At 32.1% G+C, this 20,825-nt stretch carries 26 protein-coding genes and 1 tRNA gene; 9 read left to right on the top strand and 18 right to left on the bottom strand.

Features of this window, described 5'->3' with window-relative positions:
* Nucleotides 1-4 precede the first annotated feature (4 nt).
* Nucleotides 5-895 carry a homoserine O-succinyltransferase gene (locus JJ842_01935; protein MBO6970673.1) on the top strand — a complete coding sequence of 297 codons (891 nt, stop codon included), beginning with the start codon at nucleotides 5-7 and terminating at the stop codon, nucleotides 893-895.
* A 6-nt stretch (nucleotides 896-901) separates the two neighbouring features.
* Here the strand turns inward: JJ842_01935 and JJ842_01930 are convergent, their stop codons facing one another.
* Both JJ842_01930 and JJ842_01925 read right to left on the bottom strand, forming a co-directional pair.
* Nucleotides 902-2,467: a SulP family inorganic anion transporter gene (locus JJ842_01930; GenBank protein MBO6970672.1), complete on the bottom strand. Its 1,566-nt coding sequence runs from the start codon at nucleotides 2,465-2,467 to the stop codon at nucleotides 902-904.
* 30 nt (nucleotides 2,468-2,497) lie between these two features.
* Nucleotides 2,498-3,778 (bottom strand): FAD-binding oxidoreductase, encoded by a 1,281-nt coding sequence (locus JJ842_01925; protein MBO6970671.1) that lies wholly within the window; start codon nucleotides 3,776-3,778, stop codon nucleotides 2,498-2,500.
* On the opposite strand from JJ842_01925, the gene JJ842_01920 reads away from it, so the two are divergent.
* Complete coding sequence (locus tag JJ842_01920) at nucleotides 3,745-4,992, top strand: sirohydrochlorin chelatase (protein ID MBO6970670.1); 1,248 nt, start codon at nucleotides 3,745-3,747, stop codon at nucleotides 4,990-4,992. The two genes, JJ842_01925 and JJ842_01920, sit on opposite strands and share 34 nt — an antisense overlap.
* 351 nt (nucleotides 4,993-5,343) lie before the next feature.
* Nucleotides 5,344-5,601: a DUF2811 domain-containing protein gene (locus JJ842_01915; GenBank protein ID MBO6970669.1), complete on the top strand. Its 258-nt coding sequence runs from the start codon at nucleotides 5,344-5,346 to the stop codon at nucleotides 5,599-5,601.
* Here the strand turns inward: JJ842_01915 and JJ842_01910 are convergent.
* Entirely contained in the window at nucleotides 5,588-7,228 is a 1,641-nt protein-coding gene (locus JJ842_01910) for a GMC family oxidoreductase (GenBank protein ID MBO6970668.1), read from the bottom strand. The two genes, JJ842_01915 and JJ842_01910, sit on opposite strands and share 14 nt — an antisense overlap.
* A 107-nt stretch (nucleotides 7,229-7,335) precedes the next feature.
* Between JJ842_01910 and JJ842_01905 the strand changes: the two genes are divergently transcribed.
* On the top strand, nucleotides 7,336-7,809 hold the full coding sequence (locus JJ842_01905; protein ID MBO6970667.1) for a pentapeptide repeat-containing protein: 474 nt from the start codon (nucleotides 7,336-7,338) through the stop codon (nucleotides 7,807-7,809).
* A 2-nt stretch (nucleotides 7,810-7,811) separates the two neighbouring features.
* Here the strand turns inward: JJ842_01905 and JJ842_01900 are convergent, their stop codons facing one another.
* From JJ842_01900 to gloA, 3 genes are all read right to left on the bottom strand, one after another.
* Nucleotides 7,812-8,204, bottom strand: coding sequence for an LEM domain-containing protein (locus JJ842_01900; protein ID MBO6970666.1), 393 nt, complete (start codon nucleotides 8,202-8,204; stop codon nucleotides 7,812-7,814).
* Nucleotides 8,205-8,206: 2 nt separating this feature from the next.
* Nucleotides 8,207-8,704 carry a VHS domain-containing protein gene (locus JJ842_01895; protein ID MBO6970665.1) on the bottom strand — a complete coding sequence of 166 codons (498 nt, stop codon included), beginning with the start codon at nucleotides 8,702-8,704 and terminating at the stop codon, nucleotides 8,207-8,209.
* Between the two features lie 326 nt (nucleotides 8,705-9,030).
* Nucleotides 9,031-9,420 carry a lactoylglutathione lyase gene (gene gloA / locus JJ842_01890; protein ID MBO6970664.1) on the bottom strand — a complete coding sequence of 130 codons (390 nt, stop codon included), beginning with the start codon at nucleotides 9,418-9,420 and terminating at the stop codon, nucleotides 9,031-9,033.
* A 133-nt stretch (nucleotides 9,421-9,553) separates the two neighbouring features.
* On the opposite strand from gloA, the gene JJ842_01885 reads away from it, so the two are divergent.
* Nucleotides 9,554-9,988 (top strand): hypothetical protein, encoded by a 435-nt coding sequence (locus JJ842_01885; protein MBO6970663.1) that lies wholly within the window; start codon nucleotides 9,554-9,556, stop codon nucleotides 9,986-9,988.
* Nucleotides 9,989-10,016: 28 nt separating this feature from the next.
* Here the strand turns inward: JJ842_01885 and JJ842_01880 are convergent, their stop codons facing one another.
* The 8 genes from JJ842_01880 to JJ842_01845 form a co-directional block, all read right to left on the bottom strand.
* The gene (locus JJ842_01880; GenBank protein ID MBO6970662.1) at nucleotides 10,017-10,346 is read right to left on the bottom strand and encodes a hypothetical protein; all 330 of its coding nucleotides are present in this window, start codon (nucleotides 10,344-10,346) and stop codon (nucleotides 10,017-10,019) included.
* Nucleotides 10,347-10,353: 7 nt separating this feature from the next.
* Nucleotides 10,354-10,938, bottom strand: a complete 585-nt coding sequence (locus JJ842_01875) for a hypothetical protein (protein ID MBO6970661.1) — start codon at nucleotides 10,936-10,938, stop codon at nucleotides 10,354-10,356.
* Between the two features lie 49 nt (nucleotides 10,939-10,987).
* Nucleotides 10,988-11,188: a hypothetical protein gene (locus tag JJ842_01870; protein MBO6970660.1), complete on the bottom strand. Its 201-nt coding sequence runs from the start codon at nucleotides 11,186-11,188 to the stop codon at nucleotides 10,988-10,990.
* A 172-nt stretch (nucleotides 11,189-11,360) separates the two neighbouring features.
* Entirely contained in the window at nucleotides 11,361-11,750 is a 390-nt protein-coding gene (locus tag JJ842_01865) for a thermonuclease family protein (GenBank protein ID MBO6970659.1), read from the bottom strand.
* Nucleotides 11,751-11,978: a hypothetical protein gene (locus JJ842_01860; protein MBO6970658.1), complete on the bottom strand. Its 228-nt coding sequence runs from the start codon at nucleotides 11,976-11,978 to the stop codon at nucleotides 11,751-11,753. It abuts the gene before it with no gap.
* Between the two features lie 214 nt (nucleotides 11,979-12,192).
* Nucleotides 12,193-12,279, bottom strand: a tRNA-Ser gene (locus JJ842_01855).
* 194 nt (nucleotides 12,280-12,473) lie between these two features.
* The gene (locus JJ842_01850) at nucleotides 12,474-12,623 is read right to left on the bottom strand and encodes a hypothetical protein (protein ID MBO6970657.1); all 150 of its coding nucleotides are present in this window, start codon (nucleotides 12,621-12,623) and stop codon (nucleotides 12,474-12,476) included.
* 134 nt (nucleotides 12,624-12,757) lie between these two features.
* The gene (locus tag JJ842_01845) at nucleotides 12,758-12,859 is read right to left on the bottom strand and encodes a DUF4278 domain-containing protein (GenBank protein MBO6970656.1); all 102 of its coding nucleotides are present in this window, start codon (nucleotides 12,857-12,859) and stop codon (nucleotides 12,758-12,760) included.
* A 304-nt stretch (nucleotides 12,860-13,163) separates the two neighbouring features.
* Between JJ842_01845 and JJ842_01840 the strand changes: the two genes are divergently transcribed.
* Entirely contained in the window at nucleotides 13,164-13,358 is a 195-nt protein-coding gene (locus tag JJ842_01840) for a hypothetical protein (GenBank protein ID MBO6970655.1), read from the top strand.
* A 5-nt stretch (nucleotides 13,359-13,363) separates the two neighbouring features.
* Here JJ842_01840 and JJ842_01835 read toward each other — a convergent pair whose 3' ends face one another.
* Both JJ842_01835 and nrdJ read right to left on the bottom strand, forming a co-directional pair.
* Nucleotides 13,364-13,621: an RNA recognition motif-containing protein gene (locus JJ842_01835; protein MBO6970654.1), complete on the bottom strand. Its 258-nt coding sequence runs from the start codon at nucleotides 13,619-13,621 to the stop codon at nucleotides 13,364-13,366.
* Between the two features lie 89 nt (nucleotides 13,622-13,710).
* Nucleotides 13,711-16,044 carry a ribonucleoside-triphosphate reductase, adenosylcobalamin-dependent gene (nrdJ, locus tag JJ842_01830; GenBank protein ID MBO6970653.1) on the bottom strand — a complete coding sequence of 778 codons (2,334 nt, stop codon included), beginning with the start codon at nucleotides 16,042-16,044 and terminating at the stop codon, nucleotides 13,711-13,713.
* A gap of 134 nt (nucleotides 16,045-16,178) precedes the next feature.
* On the opposite strand from nrdJ, the gene JJ842_01825 reads away from it, so the two are divergent.
* From JJ842_01825 to JJ842_01815, 3 genes are read left to right on the top strand one after another with little or no spacing between them, the layout of a single operon-like run.
* A complete protein-coding gene (locus tag JJ842_01825) occupies nucleotides 16,179-16,874 on the top strand; it encodes a class I SAM-dependent methyltransferase (protein ID MBO6970652.1) in 696 nt (231 codons plus the stop codon).
* 31 nt (nucleotides 16,875-16,905) lie between these two features.
* Nucleotides 16,906-18,543, top strand: coding sequence for a peptide chain release factor 3 (locus JJ842_01820; protein ID MBO6970651.1), 1,638 nt, complete (start codon nucleotides 16,906-16,908; stop codon nucleotides 18,541-18,543).
* A 51-nt stretch (nucleotides 18,544-18,594) separates the two neighbouring features.
* Complete coding sequence (locus JJ842_01815) at nucleotides 18,595-19,269, top strand: CPP1-like family protein (protein MBO6970650.1); 675 nt, start codon at nucleotides 18,595-18,597, stop codon at nucleotides 19,267-19,269.
* On the opposite strand, the gene hslO is transcribed toward JJ842_01815, so the two are convergent.
* Together hslO and JJ842_01805 are read right to left on the bottom strand one after the other, a co-directional pair.
* The gene (hslO, locus tag JJ842_01810) at nucleotides 19,264-20,172 is read right to left on the bottom strand and encodes an Hsp33 family molecular chaperone HslO (GenBank protein ID MBO6970649.1); all 909 of its coding nucleotides are present in this window, start codon (nucleotides 20,170-20,172) and stop codon (nucleotides 19,264-19,266) included. The genes JJ842_01815 and hslO overlap by 6 nt on opposite strands.
* On the bottom strand, nucleotides 20,162-20,809 hold the full coding sequence (locus JJ842_01805) for an ABC transporter ATP-binding protein (protein ID MBO6970648.1): 648 nt from the start codon (nucleotides 20,807-20,809) through the stop codon (nucleotides 20,162-20,164). Before JJ842_01805 ends, hslO begins: the two co-directional genes overlap by 11 nt.
* Nucleotides 20,810-20,825 lie beyond the last annotated feature (16 nt).

The following is a 20,825-nucleotide window of genomic DNA, read 5'->3' as shown; positions in this document are numbered from 1 at the left end:
TTTATTGGCTTTAATAATTCCTAGTAATTATCACAAGATTAGTGATGTTGAGAAAAATCATATATCTTGGATCGAACCAGAATTGGCAAAAAGACAAGATATACGTCCTCTTAGGATTGGTATTTTAAATATCATGCCTCTTGGCAAGCAGTATGAATTTAACTTACTACATCCACTTGGCTTATCTCCGCTTCAAATTGAGCCAGTTTGGATAAAGCTTAAAACTCACTCTTATAAAACATGGGATCTTAATCATCTAAATAATCTATACATAACTTGGGAAGAAGCAAATAATCCAGAACCGTTAGATGGAATCATCATTACTGGAGCACCTATTGAGCACCTAGCTTTTGAGGAGGTTAAGTACTGGGATGAATTTGTAAAAATTGTAAATGAAGCCAGAAATTCTTGTGCGAGTACTCTTGGATTATGTTGGGCTGGCTTTGCGCTGGCTTATTTGGCAGGGGTTAATAAGCAAGTTTTTGATAGGAAATTATTTGGGGTATTCCCTTTAAAAAGCCTTGTTCCTGGACACCCTTTGATGGGTACACAAGATGATGAATTTATTTGTCCTCAAAGTAGATTCGCTGGATTACCAGATTTGGAAATGGAGAGGGCCCAAAAAGAAGGGAAGTTGAATTTGTTGGCTTATGGAGAAAACGTTGGATATACAATATTTGAATCTAATGATCAAAAACAACTTATGCATTTAGGCCATCCTGAATATACGGTGCATAGAATTATTAGTGAAATTGAAAGAGATAAAGAAAAGGGAGATGTTCCTCCACCTGAAAATTTTGATCTAAATAGTTCAAAAACCGCTTGGAGGTCTCATAGGAATTTGCTTTTTCAGCAATGGCTTTGGTTTTGTTATCAAAAAGTTAGTCTTAATTAACTTTTTTTAATGAGCGCTTTCTACACCACCTAGTCTTTCAAATAAGTTAAGACTTTCTTTATTTAACCCTACAATTTCAACTTTAGAACCACCATTCTGGAATTTTCTGATAACTTGCTCAAGTGCAACAACGCCACTTTGATCCCAAATATGAGCTAAAGACATGTCAATTACAATATTTTCTGGATGTTCATGAATATCAAATCCTTGTAAAAAATAAATTTTACTTACAAAAAATAATTGTCCTTTTACTTTGTAGGTAGTTAAATTATTTTCTTTTGCTCTTGAGACAGTTATAACTTTTGCAACTTTTCTACTGAAAAGAATTGCAGCTAATGCAACTCCTGCAATAACTCCAAGTGCAAGATTATGAGGTTTTGTAAGCATAGTAACTGTAAAAGTCATGAGCATCACTGCAGTGTCGCTTTTAGGTATCTTTCTAATATTTTTTAATCCATTTATATCTGCTGTACTTATTGCAATCGTTATCATGATTGCTACTAAAGCAGCCATTGGTATTGCTCCAATCCAAGACTTCAAGAGGATGATCATAATTAGTAGAGATATACCTGAGGAGAGGGTTGATAATCTGGATTTACCGCCATTCTCAGTATTCATTACAGATTGCCCAACTAAGGCACATCCAGCCATACCACCAAATAAAGATGCCACAATATTCGCGATCCCCTGTCCTCTTGCTTCTTTATTTTTATTAGAACTTGTATCAGTTACATCGTCTAAAATGTCTTGAGTTAAAAAGGTTTCCATTAAACCCACAAGAGATATTGCGAGCGAGGTCGGTAAAATTATTCCTAATGTTTCGAGATTAAAAGGCACTTTACCATTTTCTATTGATCCAAAAGGCAGAGAGATACTTGGTAATCCATCAGGTAATTGACCTAAATCGCTAACTGTTGGGACATCTAGATTAAAGAATATGCTTAAAAGAGTAATTACTACTATTGCGATAAGTTGCGATGGGACTACTTTTGTTATTTTTGGAAGGCCATAAATTATTACTAATCCTAGGATTACAAGGATCCAAACTACTGGAATCTGAGAGTTAACTGGATATTGACTTAAAGTTTGTTCAACTAATCCCTTTGATTCTTTAATGCCTATTCCTAACTGAGGTAGTTGTGCTTGAAATATTAAAAGTGCCAGTGCATTTACAAATCCACTTAATACTCCTGTTGGCACGAACCGCATTTGATAGGCAAGTCTTAAATATCCCCATAGAATTTGGAAAATTCCAGTTAATATTCCAGCTGCAATAAGATATGGGACTCCTAATCCAGGAGCTTGTGATTCTCCATAAGCAACAAGTCCAGTCATCAAAAGAGCTGTTGATCCTGTGGCTGAAGTGATCATCCCCTTTCTTCCTCCAACAATCGCAATTGTTATAGACAAGCAAAATGCACCAAAAAGGCCAACTTTAGGATCTACACCAGCTATACCTGAAAAAGCAATTGCTTCTGGGATCATCGCAAAAGCAACAACTATGCCAGAGAGAATATTTGACTTTGGATCACCTAACCAATTTTTAGATAAATATCTTGAAAAATTTGACATTGTAATTTTCTTTATAATTATGAAGTTACCTTATAAAGGAGGCAAAATACCTTGTGGGTCAAAAATATTCTTTAAAGTTTTTAATTCATTCATTCTATTTCCAAAAGCTAACGTAAGTTCTTCTTCATGAGAATTTAAATGATTATGCAATTGGGCTAAGTGAATATTTGGAAAAAACCTTTTTAGGTTACTCCAAGATTGATAAATCCAGTCCAAAGCAACTTCCTTTTCTTGAAGATCATTTTTTTTCCATGATGCATATATCCAAGGTTTCCAAGTACTTTCTCTATGAACAAAAAAGCTTGAGCCATGATTTAACTTTTTAGTTTTGCAACCTAATTGTTGAGAAGCAATATAACAGGAATTATTAGGTTTATTGTCCATTATTTCATTCAAACATTGTATAAAAATTGGGATATTATTTTTTAAATCTCCTCCAAGAAGACTAATTACCTCAGAATGGTTATTCTCATTCAGTTCATATAAATTCAATTTCTTTGGAAAGAAATTTATTTTGTTAAAGTTTTCATAAAATTTTTTTTCTAGAGCGGGAAATTTGTCTAGAGGTTTTAAGGATTCTTCTGTTCTTTTATCCTCTAAATTATTTTTAAGTTCAGCAAAAACATATACGTAAATTTTTTGGGCATAAATCCATTGAAGACTAATATTTTCTGGAAATACCTCTGATAAATATATTATTTCTGATAGTTCATCTGGATTTACAAATCCCTCAATAATCTTAATTGGATTAGATTGGAAAGTTTTAAGTTCTATTTCAGTAATGATTGAGAAGAAGGGCGCTGCGCCTTTAATTGCTTCCCAAACCAGTTGCTTTTCTGGTTTTATTTGATTTTTTTTTAAAGAGATAAATGTGCCATTACCCAAGAAACCTTTTATTGATTCAATATTATCAATAGCTAATCCATAGGCTCTACTAAGCGGGCTTACTCCACCAGTAAGTATATAGCCAGCTCCAGGAAGTTTAGAAAGTCCGATAGGAAAACTTCGAGTATTTTTTTGTAAATAATTTATTAAATCCCCCATTATTACTCCACCTCCAATTGTCACTAAATTGCTTTCTCTATCTAGGTGAATTTTGCTGTAATTTTTTCTTAGATCAAGAGTTGTGAAACCATTTTTGGCACAGCTAGAAGTTGTGCCTCCACTACATATACAAAGGTGCTCAAATTTTTCCTTAGAATAATTATCTTTATTAAATAATGAATCATCAATGTCATAAATTAATTCCTTTAACTTTGCGTCCTTTGAGTTAATATTTGGAATTTCAAGCAAGTTATGATTATTTTTCACTACTGAATATTGTTCTTTACTATTATGGTATAAGCAATAACTTATTTTTGGATAGTTTGGATTCGAAGTTAAATAATCAAGTCGCGATTCTCATCTGTGGACACGGGAGTAGAAATAAACTAGCCATTACTGAATTTCAAGAATTAACAAAACTCATCCAAAAAAGATATCCAACCATTTTAGTTGAATATGGGTTTTTGGAATTTGCCAAACCTTCACTTGTAGATGCTTTAGACAAGTTAAGAAATCATTCTATAAAAAAAGTAATCGCAATACCCGCGATGCTTTTTGCTGCTGGCCATGTAAAAAATGATATACCTAGTCTGCTTATGAATTATTCAAATAAAACAGGTATTGAAATAATTTATGGAAGAGAATTAGGGATTAATAATCTAATGATTAGTGCAGCTTGTGAAAGAGTAAAAGATGTATTTAAACAAAACGATAATCTCAAACCTGAAGAATCATTATTAGTTGTTGTTGGTAGAGGATCTTCTGACCCAGATGCGAATTCCAATGTTTCAAAAATTACGAGAATGATCGTAGAGGGTATTGGTATAGGGTGGGGGGAAACTGTTTTTTCTGGAGTAACTTTCCCTCTTGTTGAACCTGGCTTGAAAAATGTAGTGAGACTTGGTTATAAAAATATAATTATTTTCCCTTATTTCCTTTTTTCAGGTGTACTTGTTACAAGAATAAAAAGGCAAAGTGATTTAGTTGCGATTAATAATCCACATATTTCATTTATACATGCAAAATATCTCTCATCACAGACTTATGTGGTCGACACTTTTGTAGAAAGGATTGAAGAGATTCTTAACAACGAGGGTAAGAATTTTATGAATTGCTCAACTTGCAAGTATAGATCAAATTTATTTGGGTTTGAAGAAGAAGTCGGGATGATACAAGAAAGTCATCATGACCATGTAGAGGGTTTGGGTATAAGCTGTGATTTATGTGATCCTGAATGCAATGGTGCTTGTGAAATACAAAATCAAATCTCAACTCATAACCAAGAAAAATCAAACCTAGGAAAAGATGATTACCTAGAACATGAACATGAACATGAACATGAACATTTAGAGGGTCATCAACATGAACATAATCACCATCAACATAGTATCTATCCAAATGCAAAACACCCACTAGGACCTGTCACGCTTCGCTTGCCTAATAAAGATCAAATCTTAAGAAAATCCGTTGAAAATAACTGAATCAACTGTCTCTTTCTCGGCTAAGTCTTAATAGACTCAGTATATATAAGTATTCTTAATATAAAATCTTGAAACTATTTTGTGCTAGATTTTCCACAATTTAAAGGTTGTTTTCCACGTCCAAATCCACATTGGATTAGAAGTGCCAGTGTTTTTTACAAAAAACAGGACTTCAACATTATTGTTGACTTTTTTTTTTGCACTTATCAATTTACTTGTTTAAAAAGTATTTTTTTGAAAAATCTTATTTATGACATGAGTCTCATATGATAATTTGAAAAATATATCTGGCAAATTTTTTTGACAAATTAAAAAAAAAACATAATTATAGTGTTGTAGAAAAATAGGTTTATGGATCAAATCAGCCAAACAAATTTATCCGATGTTAATAACAAGGAATGTTCTTCAAATAAAGTCTCTTTAGAAACAGAGCTTTCAGAAACTCTCTATAACACAATGAAAGATTTTGTATTAAGTAACCCAACTTGGGATCAATATAAGCTTATAAATTCAGCATTAGCTACTTTTCTGTTTCAAAACGGATGTACCGATAACTCTGTTTCAGAGATTTATTTAAATCAACTATTTACGCCTTCTAAGTCCTTTTAATATTTAGGCAAGCTCTCCTAGACAAGGCCATCATTGTAAGTGTTGGGCTTTGCCAAGATGAGGTCGGCCAGCATGCTCCATCTAGCACAAGCACATTCTTGCATCCCCATATTCTATTAAATTTATCAACTACGCTATTTTCTTCATTATTTCCCATTGGTGCACCTCCTACTTCATGTATGTAATAACCTGGGGGGGGAGGAGTTTCTGAAAATGAGATCAAGTTTTTTGTAAATAAACTAACTAATGGGATATTAATTAGTTCTTCTATATTTTTTAATTCTCCATCTGCAGCTTCTATAGATTTTTTTATTGTCTTTTCCATATGTTTTGCCATATTTAACTCATTTTCGCTCCATTCGAATTCAATGAAGGGAATTGGGATACCCCATTCATCTGTTTTTCTTGAGAGAGAGACTGAGTTTTTCTCTCTAGGCAGTACTTCACCATGGGCTATAAGAAAGCCAGTTGATGTGTTTGTGTCTTTTTGCAGGAATTCAGGTATTCCTAATCTATCAATTGCTCCCCAGATTCCATAACCTCTAAGGAAATTTATGCTGTCAATTTTTGGTAGATTTGAGCCAAATGGAATAAAGAAGCTCCCTGCTCCAGAAAGATTGGGAGAATTATCTAATGGTTCTTCTGAGTTTTTTGTTTTTGGGACTGAAAAAAATTTACAGATAGATATATGATCCATAAGGTATTTGCCTAATTTTCCAGAATTATCTTTAAACCCTGAGGAATTTGATTTGTATTCTGAGTTTAGAAGTATTCTTAGTGTTGAAATTGTGGATGCGCAAAGAAGAATTAAATCACAATTTAGTACTTCTTTTCTTCCATTTTCAAGGTTTACGACCGTTAGTTTTGAGGCAAGTTGTGTTACCTTATTAATTTCAAAAGACTCTACTAAGTGATTAGAGATTATTTGGACATTACCAGTATCTAAAGCTTTTTTAAAAGTACTCCCTAAACTAGAAGATTTTGGCCATTGTTTTTCTTTTACTGATGCATTACGGTCAAATCCTCTTGATTGGATAAATGGATAGTTTAATTTTGATTTTACTTTTCTGCCAAAAGCATTCTCGTTATCTGTAAGAGGGATTTCACCGATATATTTACCGTTTGGGACTGCATTTATATCATCTTTTCGTCCATAGATTCCGCAGAAACTTTCAATGAAATCATAGTGAGAGGAAAGTTCATCGTATGAAATAGGCCAGTTTGGTCCGAATCCGTCTTTTTTGGCTGGATGAAAATCTTCTGAGGAAAGTCTTAATGTTATGCCTCCCCACGTTAATGATCTCCCCCCATATTGTTTACCTTGAGTCCAAATGAAGGGTTTTTGGGGGGGGGAATCATAAGGATGCTTCAATTCATTAGAATATAAATCAGGATTATTTTTCCAATAACCAGGATGCTGGCATTGATTAGTATGCTTTTGTGTTAAAAATCCTGATAATCTTTTAAATGTACTTTTTGGCTCATGATTACTAGCTTCACGCCTTTTAACTTGAGGACCTGCTTCTATTACTAAAACTTTTATCCCCTGTTCTGCCAATGTTAGTGTTGCTATTCCTCCTGTAGCTCCAGAACCAACAACAATTGCATCATAAGGACTTATATCCAAAACCTTGTTCGTGATTTATTATTTCAATAAATATAGCATTCAGTAAATAATTAATTTTTAGATTTTGGCTTAAGAAGTTAGAATTTATTGAAATATTAATTAAAACAATGAGATTTATAATTTTAACTGTTTTAATGATTGTTTTAATTATCCCCTCTAGTAGCTTTGCTGCATTGGATTATGGTAAACAATCCTTGGTAGGAGCTGATTTTTCAGGATCAGATTTAAAAGGAGCAACTTTCTATTTGACTGATTTACAAGACGCAAATTTGTCAGGTTGTGAGCTCCAAAATGCGACTCTTTATGGAGCAAAATTGAAAGATACCAATTTAAGTAACTCCAACTTAAGAGAAGTAACTTTAGATTCAGCTGTTTTAAATGGAACAGATTTATCAAATACTAACTTGGAGGATTCTTTTGCTTATAGTACGCAATTTGAAAATGTCAAAATACAAGGCGCAGACTTCACAAATGTTTTTTTGCCAAAAGATATTGTTAGGAAATTTTGTGAAGATGCCTCCGGAACTAATCCAATTACAAATAGAGAAACGAGAGAAACTTTAGAGTGCGACTACATTTGAATTTATGCACATACAAGTTCTTTTTTAATTTTTCTTTGTTTATGTAGTGATCTTCCAACAGGCCAACCTAAAGTAGATAAATGTCTCATTAAAGAACCTGAGTATTTGAAAAAAAGACCGTCTGAATATTTGATACCGAGTTCTTTTAGAGTTGTAATTAATAAAAATAGATCTTTCTTGTTTCCTTGTTTCCTGTCCAATAAAATTAATTTCTCTTTTGATAATTCGTTTTCTAGGATCCCTTCATTTTCAGAAAAGCCTAATTTAAGTGAATTTGTTTCTACAGAATAAAGAGTATAAATTATTCCATTTTTGGATTTGTATGTAGAGGTATCACCATTAAAAGAGGATGAAATTATTTTTTTGTATCCTCTTGCGATTTTCTTGTTATTCATAATTAATAGTTCTCATTCTGGGCTATTTGGTATTTTTCCAAGAGGTTGTTTACTTCTGCTAGCGCAATCCTCTTTTGACAGGCCGAGTCATATCTATTTATTGCCACTGAAGGTATTGAACCTTTGCTTTTCATTTCTCTTATTCCGGTTTCTAAACACTGAAAAGCAACACTGGATAGATCTCGACCTTCTGCAGCAGCCCAAACCTTCAACAGATAAGTAAGATTTGATGGTACTGAGATTTGTACTTTGTTTGAATTCGAAGTATTTAATGCAATATTATCAAGGCTTATTTCTTTTGAAGAAATAGTTTCTTTTACTTTTTTCTTCAGGATTTTTACCTGGCTTAAAGCGTCCTCTTTATTTTTAATTTTTTGTTCTATCTCAAATAATTCCTCTTCAGAATTAATTAAAGCTTCTAATGCCCATTTAGCATCATCCTTCGCAGTAGCTGTGCTGTCAAGCCATTCATCTCTTATTTTTGACCAATTACTAGGCATAAGGCTTGTGCGATAACTCTACAATAGATCAATCTAAATAGATTGTCTACACATTCAATCTAGAATGTTATTAGATTATTAAATATTTAAATCTAAACCTATCCTATAGGTAAACCTCATAGTAGAAATGCTATCATTAATAGCTTTTTAACCTTAAAAAATTTTTGAAATTTAATTTCAAAATTTCTTATAAAGGAAGTTTTTTTAATCTTTAAAAGTTGAAAATTAGTTTTTATGTAAATTAAACTTTTTAGTTAAGAATCTTTTTAGTTAAGAATCTTTATTAGGCGTTTGTAAATTATTTATCTTTTAAAATTTATAATTTTTTAATCCCTTTCAATTAGTTCAATTTTATATCCATCAGGATCCTCAATAAAAGCCAATACAGTGGTACTATTTTTCATTGTTTTAGGCTGAGTTGTTATCTTACATCCATTATTTTCTAATGCTTGACAGATGTTATGAATATCTTTAACCCCAATAGCTATATGACCATACTTATCTCCAAGTTCGTAATCGTCTGAATTTTTATCCCAGTTATATGTTAGTTCAATTACTGAATTCTCTTTTTCTGAACCATAACCAACAAATGCCAAAGTAAACTTACCATGAGGATAATCCTTTTTTCTTAATAAATTCATTCCTAGTCTATTCACGTAGAAATCTATCGATTTATCTAAATTTCCAACTCTTAACATTGTATGTAGGATACGCATTTCTTAATTTTTAACCTAAACCAATTATCTAATATGTAGTAGCCATCTGCCAAAGATAATATTTTTGAGGTTAATTTTTAATTTAAGTAAAAAATTTTAAGTTAATATATTGTTAAAGAGTTAATACGGCAAATTGGATAATAAATTTCAGAGACTTTCATCGGGGTTAATGTATACTTTGCCATTAAATGCTTCAATACCTTTTGGAGTTTATCTGTTTTACAAATATTCTTTTTTGAAAATAATTTTATTTCTGACTTTACCAATAGCCATAATTGAAAAATCACTACCGTTCGGTAGCTTTTTGTTATTCATAATTTTATTTGCAGGTTTAGTAAGAAATCCAAAAGTACCCTATTTTGTAAGATATAACGCATGTCAAGCATTACTTATAGATATCGCATTGATAATAATTTCGTATCTTTTGAGAATAATACCAATAGTTGAACTTGGCTCCATTATTTTTGTATTTACACTCGCTATTTTTATTTACTCTATTTCAAAATGCATTTGTGGAGTTGAACCTGAAATACCTTTTATTAGTAAATCTGTAAAAATGCAAATTTAAAAATGATTTAAGGGTTTTCTAACTTTTCTCAGCATTCATTAAGAATGGTTTCCCATCTTTTTTTACTTGCTTTTATCGCTCTCATCGGTGGTTGAGCCCCTTCAATCTCAAAGGCCTTAATCAAAGATTCATTAGCTAATAAGCCAAGTCTTGCGGCTGATCTTTGCCTAGAGCATACTTTTTTTCTTGAGCCCTCTTTGAGATCATTTTCAATTTCTCTAAGAATCTGGCTAGCTTCATTAGATTTAGAATAAAAGTCATTCAAATAAACATTAGTAGCTGTATCAGCATAAACTTGAATTGGATACATTATGCTGATTAAGCAAAGTACAAAATTTTTAAATATAAATAATTTCATAATTATCTCAAGAAATTTTCTTAACTGATCTCATTAGTACCAAATAGAAAGTAAAAACACTTATTGTTCCAGATGGACCTATTAAAATATGCCAAAATTGATCGCCACTAGTTGAGAGATTTGTTCCAAAGAAGGTTGTAAAAAAAATACCAAATATCGGGTAAAGTATAAAAAGCCAATCTTTAAAGGTTTTTTGCCAAAATATTATTAGAAAGATACTTACCATAACTTGAAAAAGAAGAGTAATGGTCTTATCGAATAAAAAATAAGAGATGATGGAAAAAAAGGAGATACAAATGTTAGTTGTTTGAATAAATTTGTTTTTTACAACTGATATTGAAAAACACGTTAGGCCTATAGATAGGAAAGAATAAAATAACCAATTGAATAAGGAAGAATGATCAATATAAATCCAATCTGTTTGATTGTGATCTATCATCTCAAACAATGAGGCTAGACCTATAGAAAAAAATCCAAAAGGGATTAATGTATTATTTTGAATATTTTTGAATTGATTAATTGATTTAATTCCAAGGATTAATGGAATTATTACTGCTTGAAAATGAGCAAAAAATAAGATTGAAAAAAACAAATTAATTATTATCCATAACTATCATTTTAAATAAGAAATATAGTCATAATCATTTCATAAGCGAAAAATACCATTGCAAAATCAATATGATTAATATTGTAAGAACGAATGGAAAAGCAGGATATCTAGTTTGAAAGTCTGCTGGTGGCCAGGGTGACCATGAGATTAGTCTCCCCTTAGGTGCGCTCAAGGAGTTTAAATCTTTTTCTTTTTTTGAGACTTTAGTCTCAGTGGCAAATCCTTTGTTCATATCTAGGTAAATTTATATATTAACAAAAAAAAAAAAGGAGTTGATCAACATAATTAGAGCTTCTTATTAAAAAAGGGGTTTAATTTTATTCAGCTCAAATGAGTACTTATTGAAACTTTTGACAAGAAACTGTCAGTTCTAAAAAAAACAAACCCGAAAAAGAATGTTTTTTTTATTTATTGCTCCATTTACACTGATAGGCATATTTTTTATATATTTTCCCAAATCCACTTTCAACAATAAGTTCTTGAATATTTATTTCATCTTTGTATAACTCAGCTACAGTTCTACCATATCTGTCAAAAGTAACTCGTCTAATAGAGACTTCTTTATTTGCTACTAGATCATTCAAAAAATTTCTGGCTTTTTTAGCTAGAATTATATCTGCATTCTTACCTTTTAATTCTGGTGTATCAATACAAGCAAGTCTAATTTTTTCTCCCGTAGAAGTGGTACAGGTATCGCCGTCGTAACAGTTGTTTATGAAAACTTTTGGCAAAGAAGCAAATAGTGATTCAGTAAAAGTAATTGAAGTTAATAGTATTAAGAGAAAGTGTTTCATTTAATTCTCTGCATCTTCAAATTCTCTTAGTAAACGAAAAATTTTTGAAATAAAAGGAAAGATCCATATTAATAAACCCACTACTGTGAACAAAGCAGTAAGAAAACCCAAAATAGCTAAGAAACCTCCTGTTACATCTCCTTCGTAGAATCGATCAAGTCCAATTGGAGCACCAACACCTAAAAGGAATAGCCTAGTTAAAGTTTGTTTTTCTTTTTTTCTTAACATAAACAAATATTGTGGTTTATTAAATATACTCCAGATTATATTTCAAAAATCAATTCATGCCCTTACCATTTTCCCTACCAAATTGATGAAAAATATGAGTATGAATGAGAAAGTATGAGAAGGATAAGTTAAGTTAAATTATCTATATATCTCCCTTTTGGAAACTTTAAAATTATTTTGAGAATATATGAGAAATTATGAGATCGTTTAGATACGGAGGGGGTGGGATTCGAACCCACGGTGCCCTTGCAGACACGCTAGTTTTCAAGACTAGAGCCTTAAACCACTCGACCACCCCTCCAGAGGTTATTCAGTTTTGTTGAACTTCAAAACTATAACATAAGAAATTAGTCATAGTCTATAAATTCAAAGATTAAAAATTTATTTCAAGAAACTTGTCTGAGAGAGGAATTTTATTTAAAAATGACGGGTTAAGTCGTTATAACAGTCAATTATTAGCCACATTTAGTCCAAAAGTTTAGGCCACAAAAAAAATCACCCAAAGTTGACATTTTGTTGAAATAAACCAAATAAGTTATTCCCAACTATGGCAGCGATTATTAAAACGAAGGCAACTATGGCGAAAAGAGCACTAACATCTTTTATGTCATATGGTGCTTTAAATAAAGGTTTTTGGTCTGCCATTGTTATCTAATATATAAATGCAATTGAATCATATTATTTTAATGCTTGTGAGAAGTATTAAGTTATTGTTTAGTCTAAGAATGGATAATAAAAAAGCCACTTTCAGTGGCTTTTTTTTTTAATGGTTAAATAAACTAGCTTGTGTAAGTTTTTCCTCTATAAGTTAGTTCATTGTGCTGCTTTTTAGCTGCTTCTTTGTTCTGGATGTACTTTTGTCCTCTGTAAATTAGAGTCATTTTTTTAGCTCCGGTTTCGCTTAAGTCCCCGTTCCATGGCTTAAGTCGATCTGCGGCTTGCTATACGCAAGTTGAACGTTTTGGTAGCGAATGCTACAAATTTATAATAACATCCATTAAAATTATTTGTCTAGGTTTATAAAAATAAACTTAATATATTAATGATAGATTAGGTTTCTGATAAAAATATTTATCAGAATCCCGGCTTAATTTCTCACAGGTTACATTTTGTTCGTTTTTGAGAAGTATTTTTTATTTAATGAACTTTTAAATGTAAAATTCTTAAGATTATAAAATTTGTTTTATGTTTTCTAAAAGCAAAAAACCTACAGTAAAAAAATCTGCAATAGTTGAAGAGACTCCATTATTTGCTCAATTATTACCATTCGCAAACAGAATGAATGATAAGGTCCAATTGGTAAATGCTTTGGCTTTTACTTTTATTATGGGATTCTCAATTTTTGGAATTGCTCTATGGAAACTATCAGGGCTGACCTAAATATTTTATTTTTGCAAAGCATCAATTTTTGATTCTTTGTTTTCAATTATTGTTATTAACCATCTAGAGGCTAGCCCTCTGGATATTGATCTATTTTTTAGAAATCTACATATATATATGTGTAGATTTTTTTCGTTTTTGGAGTTAAATTTTTCCTCAAAATCTAAGATATCCTCTTCTGATGTTCTTTTTCTTAGCTCATCCACCAATGCATGACTGGAGGAATCATTAAACAAGTTCCCAATATTTAAGCTTAATGTCATAAATAATTTATGTCCCTATTTATAGAGGTAGCCATAAATTAAATTTTTAAAAACTAATTTATATTTTTTATTTACAAATTATTCAAAATTTAATCTTTTGGTTTAGCAAGAGGAAGCAAGCACTTATCTGAATCACAACCTGCTGGTCCTGCTTCAGATAGTTCTCCAACATCATATTTATTAAGAGCGTCAAAGAAATCGTTATTGACTTTCCTTTCTATTACTTTATTCTGCAATGATATATATTCCTCTTTACTTATTGGTTCAAAGGGTAATCTCGGAAAAGTAGCGTTAGCACTAAATCTAGCCAGCAATGCTGCTGAAATATATCCCTCATTATTTTCTATTGCATTATGAATGGCCTTAGCTAAATCCTCGATTTCATTTTCTCTAAATTCTACGGTTGCAGAGGTATTATGCTCTGTGTAAAATTTCTGCACTTGCATGTAAAAATCAAATTGAGCTAATGCTGAGAAATTATTGATGTCTATTTGGTCTGCGCCGTCTATATTTGCCCAACTAACTTCTGTAGGGATTTCAACTAACCATTCTGTACATCTTGGATCAAATGGATTATCGAGCAAGCAACCATTTTCATCTTTATCAGATTGAGATGGAACAACTGAGTAACCATAATCCATGCAAGCTAAAGCGATTGGGTCATTTTTCCTGAAAGTTATTCTTCTTATGAATCTTTGAGCCTTTGGAGGATGCCAACCTGGAGCTGCTCCAGTAAGAAGACTTTTAGTTCCAGCTGGCTGAACTGTTGTGCATCTATTTGGTCTCCTTAGATTATGCTTATCACAATATTCCCATACAGTTTCTTTTACTATTTTTCTCCAAGAATCTAAGAATTTAGCTTCCTTTTCTTTGAAGGCCTTCCCTTCTTCGCAATTTGGCCTTCCTGCTTCCCACCATTTCAACCATGGCGTCCCAAAGGCATGGACACAAAAATCAAATAATCCAGTGAAACTTACTCCTACGATAGGATCATATTCCCTACTTTTTCTGTAACGCTCAACTTCAAATTCATGATTAAGTAAGCATGCTACAGAAAGAGCGGCTGCTTTAAAAGCTTTTTTTTGCTCTTCAAAATTTCCTGGATCAATCTGATTTAAATGAACTTCAGCCAAATTGCAATGGAAATCATTTCCCAAGATCTCCCCACAAGGGTTAAGTCCATATCGGCTCATCCTGTGGTCTAACTCTTCTTCTGAAAAAGGACCATAACTACTATTTATCCAATTTCTCGCTTCATCCTTGCCTTGTTCTGAGTAGATTTCAATAAATTCCTTTCTCAATTCATCATCTTTGAGAATATCTGCATTTGACCTTGCGATTGCTTCTGGTGCAAATTGAATAGCTCCCTCACCTGAATGGAATTGTTTTGTTACTGCATCCAAAACAGTTTGGTAAGTGGGTTTTGTATGGTAAACCCTAGTATGATTGGCCATTCTGAGGGCATCTTTTTCAGGATCTATTCTCCAATTACCATTCTCATCTTGACTCCATAAATTTTCTTTTGCTGATGCGGCTTCCTTATCATCTGAAGCAAATTGTCTCATCCCAGCACTTCTTCTTATATTCCCAGCAACTATGGTTACTGCAGCTTCATCAATTAATAAACAACACTCTACTGTGCTTAATTTCCTACCAATTGCCTTTCCAAGAAGTGATGCGACTCTAGAGTAAAGATCTTTCAATTTGATAGGATTTGCCATACCACCAAAACCTTTTAATGATTCTCCCGCAGGCCTAATATCTTCCAAATCAATATAAACATCAATTTCTCTTTCAAGACTCTCGTTACTCGATGCCTCAAGAAGATATTTATAGCTATCTACCCATCCTCTTCTGCTATCTCCAACTTTGATATGAAGATCTTTTCCTTTAATTTCTATTGATGACTTTTCTTCTCTTTGATCTTTAGGAGTTATTCCAACTTCACTGACTGATTTAATGTTTATTTTGTTAATTACCGTAGGTAGATTATTTATAAAATGAGGCTCAATTATTGCACCTGTTCCACATCCCATCATTGCTAAGTCCATCATTAATGCGAAGGCTTCCCAATCAATTAAGTTTGTTGAGGTACAATTGTATGCTCCTGAGAAATTTTGGTTCTTATTAATCCAAGGGGTTCCGCCTATCCATAACCATCTTCCTGAAGGCTGAGCTTTTTGGTTACTTTGCATTTCTCTCATTAGGATTAATTCTTCTTCAGAAAGTTTTCCTAATTCTTTTAATCCCGATAAATTCCTTTCGCCTACTTCGCTCCAGTTCTCCCTTTTGCCAGATGAAGTTTTTCTACTATAAGATCTGAAAAAAACTGGGTAAGCAGCTGGCGCAGTCTTTGGAAAATCATCTTTTTTAAGATTATTGGAATTGCTCTCTGAAGAAGCTTTATTTGGTGCAACAGTCACGATAAAAAAAAAGTATGTAAATAACCCGTACTGGAAGAATAACTCTACCTGTGGCGTCTGCAACCATTCTTACCACTATTTAACGGTTTGTGTAGAATTATGTTTAATATGAAATCTTTGTTTCAAGAAAGGATATGGAAAGAGTCCCCGAACCTGAATTAATGGAAGAAAAAGAGCAGGTCATTTCTTATGACAAAGCTGATTTTTCAGAAGGGGAAGTTAATCTAATTAATCAAATAAATCAATATCTTTTGAAAAAAAATATTTCTTTAGGTGAAAAAGATTTAATAGTTGATTTAGGGTGTGGCCCAGGAAATATTTCTGAGAAGTTAGCAATAAAATGGCCTAATACTGCAGTCGTAGGAATAGATGGTTCTAAAGAGATGATTTTGAGAGCAGAATATAATAAAAGTATTTCTAATAATCAAAAAAAATTAAAAAATTTACGCTACATTTGTTCTGATATCAAAGACATTAAATCAAATAATTTTTTATTAAAAAAAAGAATTAGCTTACTTGTAAGCAACAGTTTGATTCATCACATTACCAATCTTGAAGATTTCTTCAACACAATAAGAATTTTATCTAGTAATATTACTGTAAATTTTCACAAGGACTTAAAAAGGCCATTAGATGAAAAGTCTGCTTTAGAACTCAAAGCACAATGTTCAACTAAATATAATGAGATTTTAACTAATGATTATTATGCCTCTTTAAGAGCTTCTTATACTTTTAAAGAGTTAAAAAATTTCATCTTAGAGAATGATCTATCCTCTTTAGATGTTTTTGAGGAAGGTGAAAATTATTTAATAGTCTATGGTAATGTTTAAGAACTAAGTGAAAGGCCCTTATATTGTATAAATGAGCTTAGGTACTAAAATTCTAAATAATAAAGAAATACTGGATGCGGTAAATAAAAGAAGAAATTTTGCTATTATTTCACATCCAGATGCTGGGAAAACGACTCTTACCGAGAAGCTTCTTTTGTATGGAGGTGCCATTCAACAGGCAGGAGCAGTAAAAGCTAGGGGTAATCAGAGAAAAGCAACCTCAGACTGGATGGAACTTGAGAAACAAAGAGGTATTTCTATTACATCAACTGTATTGCAATTTGAATATGAAAGATCTGTAATTAATCTATTAGATACACCAGGACACCAAGATTTCTCCGAAGATACTTATAGAACATTAGCTGCTGCTGATAATGCAGTTATGTTGGAAGATGCTGCTAAAGGACTAGAACCTCAAACTAGAAAATTGTTTGAAGTTTGCAAGATGCGAAAAATACCAATATTTACTTTCATAAATAAAATGGATAGACCAGGAAGAGAGCCATTTTCTTTACTTGATGAAATTGAATCAGAACTTGGATTAAATACCCTACCTATAAACTGGCCAATTGGGAGTGGCGAGGAATTTAGAGGGGTTATTGATAGATTTTCAAGAGAGGTGATTTTATTTGATAAAGCAGTGAGAGGGAAACAATCGAATGAGAAAAGATTAAGTCTTGAAGATAAAGAGCTATCAAAATATGTAGAAAGAGATTTACTTGAAAACTCACTTGAAGAATTGGAGGTTCTTGATGAGGCAGGATCTAAATTTGAAAAAGAAAATGTTTTTAATGGCTCTTTAACACCAGTTTTCTTTGGATCTGCCATGACTAATTTTGGCGTAAGGCCATTTTTAGATAGTTTTTTAAAAATGGCACAAAAACCAACTTCAAGAAATAGTAATAAAGGGGATATTGAACCTGCAAGCGATGAATTTAGTGGGTTTGTTTTTAAGCTTCAGGCAAATATGGATCCAAAGCACAGAGATAGGGTTGCTTTTATAAGAGTTTGTAGTGGCAAATTTGAAAAGGATATGTCAGTTAAACATTCCAGAACTGGGAAAACAATTAGATTATCAAGACCACAAAAAATATTTGGGCAAGATAGAGAAGTAGTTGATGATGCCTATCCTGGAGATGTTATTGGTTTAAATAATCCAGGGATGTTTTCTATTGGAGATACTCTTTATACGGGTGCTCATCTGGAATATGAGGGCATACCATCCTTTAGTCCTGAAATATTCAGCTGGCTAAGAAATCCAAATCCCTCAGCATTTAAAAACTTTAGAAAGGGTGTTAATGAACTTCGAGAAGAAGGAGCTGTTCAGATTCTTTATGACTTTGATGAGAGTAAAAGAGACCCTATACTCGCAGCCGTTGGTCAATTGCAGTTGGAGGTAGTAACTCACAGATTAAAAAGTGAATATGGTGTAGATGCAAATCTTGAAGCAATGCCATATCAATTGGCTAGATGGATTTCTGATGGATGGCCAGCCATTGAAAAACTAGGCAGAATATTCAACTGTAAAATAGTTAAAGATTGTTGGAATAGGCCAGTTATTCTTTTCAAAAATGAGTGGAATCTAAATCAGTTTGTTGAAGACAATAATCAATTAAATTTAAACAAAGTTGCGCCCGTTGTTAGTGGAGTCGAACCAATTGCTTTATAAAGTCTTAATGGATTATAAAATTAGTTAATCTGTTAGTATTGGTAAAAAATTTTGGATTCAAACAGTAATAAAAACAATAACGAAAAATCACCTTATGAAATTTTAGGTGTAAAAGAAGGTGCTGCTTTTGAGGATATTCAGAAGGCTAGAGATATTAAAGTTAAAGAGGCTGGTGAAGACTTAATTTTAAAAGCGAAAATAGAATCTTCCTTTGATCAATTACTCATGGGTAGTTTGAAAGCCAGGCAATCAGGAAATGTAAGCTATGAAGCTGTGAGTGCCTCAAAAAAAGAAAAACAAATTAATCAATTTACCAATAATAACTTCCCACTTCTTTCTAAGATAAAAAATTTAAATAATAACTCTAACAATTCAAGTCAGTATAGTCTGCCAAAAATAACTACCCCCTCATTTGATAATCTTTCAATAAAAATATCTGTTGGGTTTTTATTTTTAATTTTGTTATTTATCAGTCCAGACTATAATAATAGACTTTTGCTCTCTATCTCAACATTAATACTTACCTATACTCAAATTAAATCAGGGAAAAGATTTATAGGTTCTCTGGGTTGGAGTGTTACCTTTCTCTCGATAGGATTAATATTTGGTGGATTGCTTGAAAATAATTCTTTCATTCAGGAAGTATCAAACAACTCTTTATCAATACAAAAAATTCAAAGTATTCCGGCTATGGTTATTTTATGGCTAGGCGTAATTTTTTTATGATTGATTTTCTATCATAAATTTAATTTCTTCATAACTTATAAGATATTTATTTTTACAAAATTCACAAACCAACTCTGCTTTGCCATCTTTCTTGAGGATGTCCTCTAACTCGCTCTTATCAAGCATTTTCATCGCGTTTAAACTTCTTTGTTTGGAACACTTGCATTTAAAACTCACTTCTTGAGAACGAGCTTTTTCAGAGATAGATTTATCGTCAATATCGGGAAATATATTTCTAATTAACTCAAGAAGATTATCTTTTGACTTAAATAGATCTTCGCTGAAAGAATTAATTTCTTTGCATCTTTCTTCAAGTAGTGAGACTAGCAGAGGGTCAGTATCTTTTTTAGGTAAAACTTGAGCTAATAGGCCACCACTACAAATAACACTTTTATTTTGAATTTTTTCTCCAATAAATACAGCAGAGGGAGTTTGCTCTGAATGATATAAATATGAAGCTAAGTCTTCAGCAATATTCCCATTTACTAATTCAACAGTGCTTGTAAAGGGTTCTCCAAATCCACTATCTCTAATTACATTTAAATATCCTGTACCTAATGCTTTTGTGAAATCAAAAGAATATTTATTATTATCTATTTTGACTAGGTCCAATTCTAAATTCGGATTTCCTACATAACCCCTAACTTTTCCATCTCTACCTGCATCAACTAGTAATCCTTTTAAAGGTCCGTCAGATCTAACTCTTAAAGTAACTCTCCCATGCATTATCTTCATCGAACTTGCTAAAAGCAGTGAAGCACTAAATGCTCTTCCTAAGATACAGGTAGTTAAATAAGAAAGACCGTGTCTTTTTTTTGCTTCTAAAGAAGATTCTGTTGTTAAGACCGCAACTAATCTTATTCCTCCATTTGCTGCAGTAGCCCGAACTATCTTATCCTGCATGATTTTCTTTCATGAAATTTTTGATTTTCCCTTTCTCCAAGAATAATATTCTAGAAGGAATTCCCTCAAATAAGGCAGGTTCATGAGTAACAATAATAATTGTATTTTTATTTTTTAAATCAAGAATTAAATTCTTCACGTCATTTCTCATTGAATAGTCTAATCCAGCAGTTGGTTCGTCCAGTAAAAGAATTGAGGGGTTTCTAAGTAGTTGAACTGCTACAGCTAACCGCCTTTGTTGTCCTCCACTTAGCTGTTCTGGTGGTTGAGTTAGATTAATATTTTTTAAACCAACTTTATTTAAAACTATTTCTATATTTTTTTCTCTTAAAGATTTATGGCCAATTTTTAATTCTTTCCCAATGGTTGTACCTATAAAGTATCTTTCGGGAAATTGGAATACTACTCCACAAAACCATCTTCTTTGTCTAGAAGATAAAATTTTATTCTTCCAAGCAATTTTCCCTTTTTGTGGATTTGTTAATCCGCTTATTATTTCGAGTAGTGTTGTTTTCCCAGTACCACTATTGCCGCAAATTAAAATGATTTCATTTTCATGAACTTTTAAATTTAAATTGTCTATTATTTTTCTTTCACCAGTTTGGGGTTGATAAGATATTTCTTTTAAGTCAAGCATTATTAATTAAGTTATA

Source organism: Prochlorococcus marinus CUG1433, assembly GCA_017644425.1.
Taxonomy (GTDB): Bacteria; Cyanobacteriota; Cyanobacteriia; order PCC-6307; family Cyanobiaceae; genus Prochlorococcus_A; species Prochlorococcus_A marinus_U.
Note: the sequence above shows the minus strand (reverse complement) of the source record. Positions and strands in the feature narration are given on the sequence as shown.

Coding starts and splice junctions, on each gene's coding strand:
- JJ842_01930 (MBO6970672.1), bottom strand. CDS start 2,467: ATGTCAAATTTTTCAAGATATTTATCTAAAAATTGGTTAGGTGATCCA.
- JJ842_01915 (MBO6970669.1), top strand. CDS start 5,344: ATGGATCAAATCAGCCAAACAAATTTATCCGATGTTAATAACAAGGAA.
- JJ842_01905 (MBO6970667.1), top strand. CDS start 7,336: ATGAGATTTATAATTTTAACTGTTTTAATGATTGTTTTAATTATCCCC.
- JJ842_01900 (MBO6970666.1), bottom strand. CDS start 8,204: ATGAATAACAAGAAAATCGCAAGAGGATACAAAAAAATAATTTCATCC.
- JJ842_01895 (MBO6970665.1), bottom strand. CDS start 8,704: ATGCCTAGTAATTGGTCAAAAATAAGAGATGAATGGCTTGACAGCACA.
- gloA (MBO6970664.1), bottom strand. CDS start 9,420: ATGCGTATCCTACATACAATGTTAAGAGTTGGAAATTTAGATAAATCG.
- JJ842_01880 (MBO6970662.1), bottom strand. CDS start 10,346: ATGAAATTATTTATATTTAAAAATTTTGTACTTTGCTTAATCAGCATA.
- JJ842_01870 (MBO6970660.1), bottom strand. CDS start 11,188: ATGAACAAAGGATTTGCCACTGAGACTAAAGTCTCAAAAAAAGAAAAA.
- JJ842_01865 (MBO6970659.1), bottom strand. CDS start 11,750: ATGAAACACTTTCTCTTAATACTATTAACTTCAATTACTTTTACTGAA.
- JJ842_01860 (MBO6970658.1), bottom strand. CDS start 11,978: ATGTTAAGAAAAAAAGAAAAACAAACTTTAACTAGGCTATTCCTTTTA.
- JJ842_01850 (MBO6970657.1), bottom strand. CDS start 12,623: ATGGCAGACCAAAAACCTTTATTTAAAGCACCATATGACATAAAAGAT.
- JJ842_01845 (MBO6970656.1), bottom strand. CDS start 12,859: ATGACTCTAATTTACAGAGGACAAAAGTACATCCAGAACAAAGAAGCA.
- JJ842_01840 (MBO6970655.1), top strand. CDS start 13,164: ATGTTTTCTAAAAGCAAAAAACCTACAGTAAAAAAATCTGCAATAGTT.
- JJ842_01835 (MBO6970654.1), bottom strand. CDS start 13,621: ATGACATTAAGCTTAAATATTGGGAACTTGTTTAATGATTCCTCCAGT.
- JJ842_01825 (MBO6970652.1), top strand. CDS start 16,179: ATGGAAAGAGTCCCCGAACCTGAATTAATGGAAGAAAAAGAGCAGGTC.
- JJ842_01820 (MBO6970651.1), top strand. CDS start 16,906: ATGAGCTTAGGTACTAAAATTCTAAATAATAAAGAAATACTGGATGCG.
- hslO (MBO6970649.1), bottom strand. CDS start 20,172: ATGCAGGATAAGATAGTTCGGGCTACTGCAGCAAATGGAGGAATAAGA.
- JJ842_01805 (MBO6970648.1), bottom strand. CDS start 20,809: ATGCTTGACTTAAAAGAAATATCTTATCAACCCCAAACTGGTGAAAGA.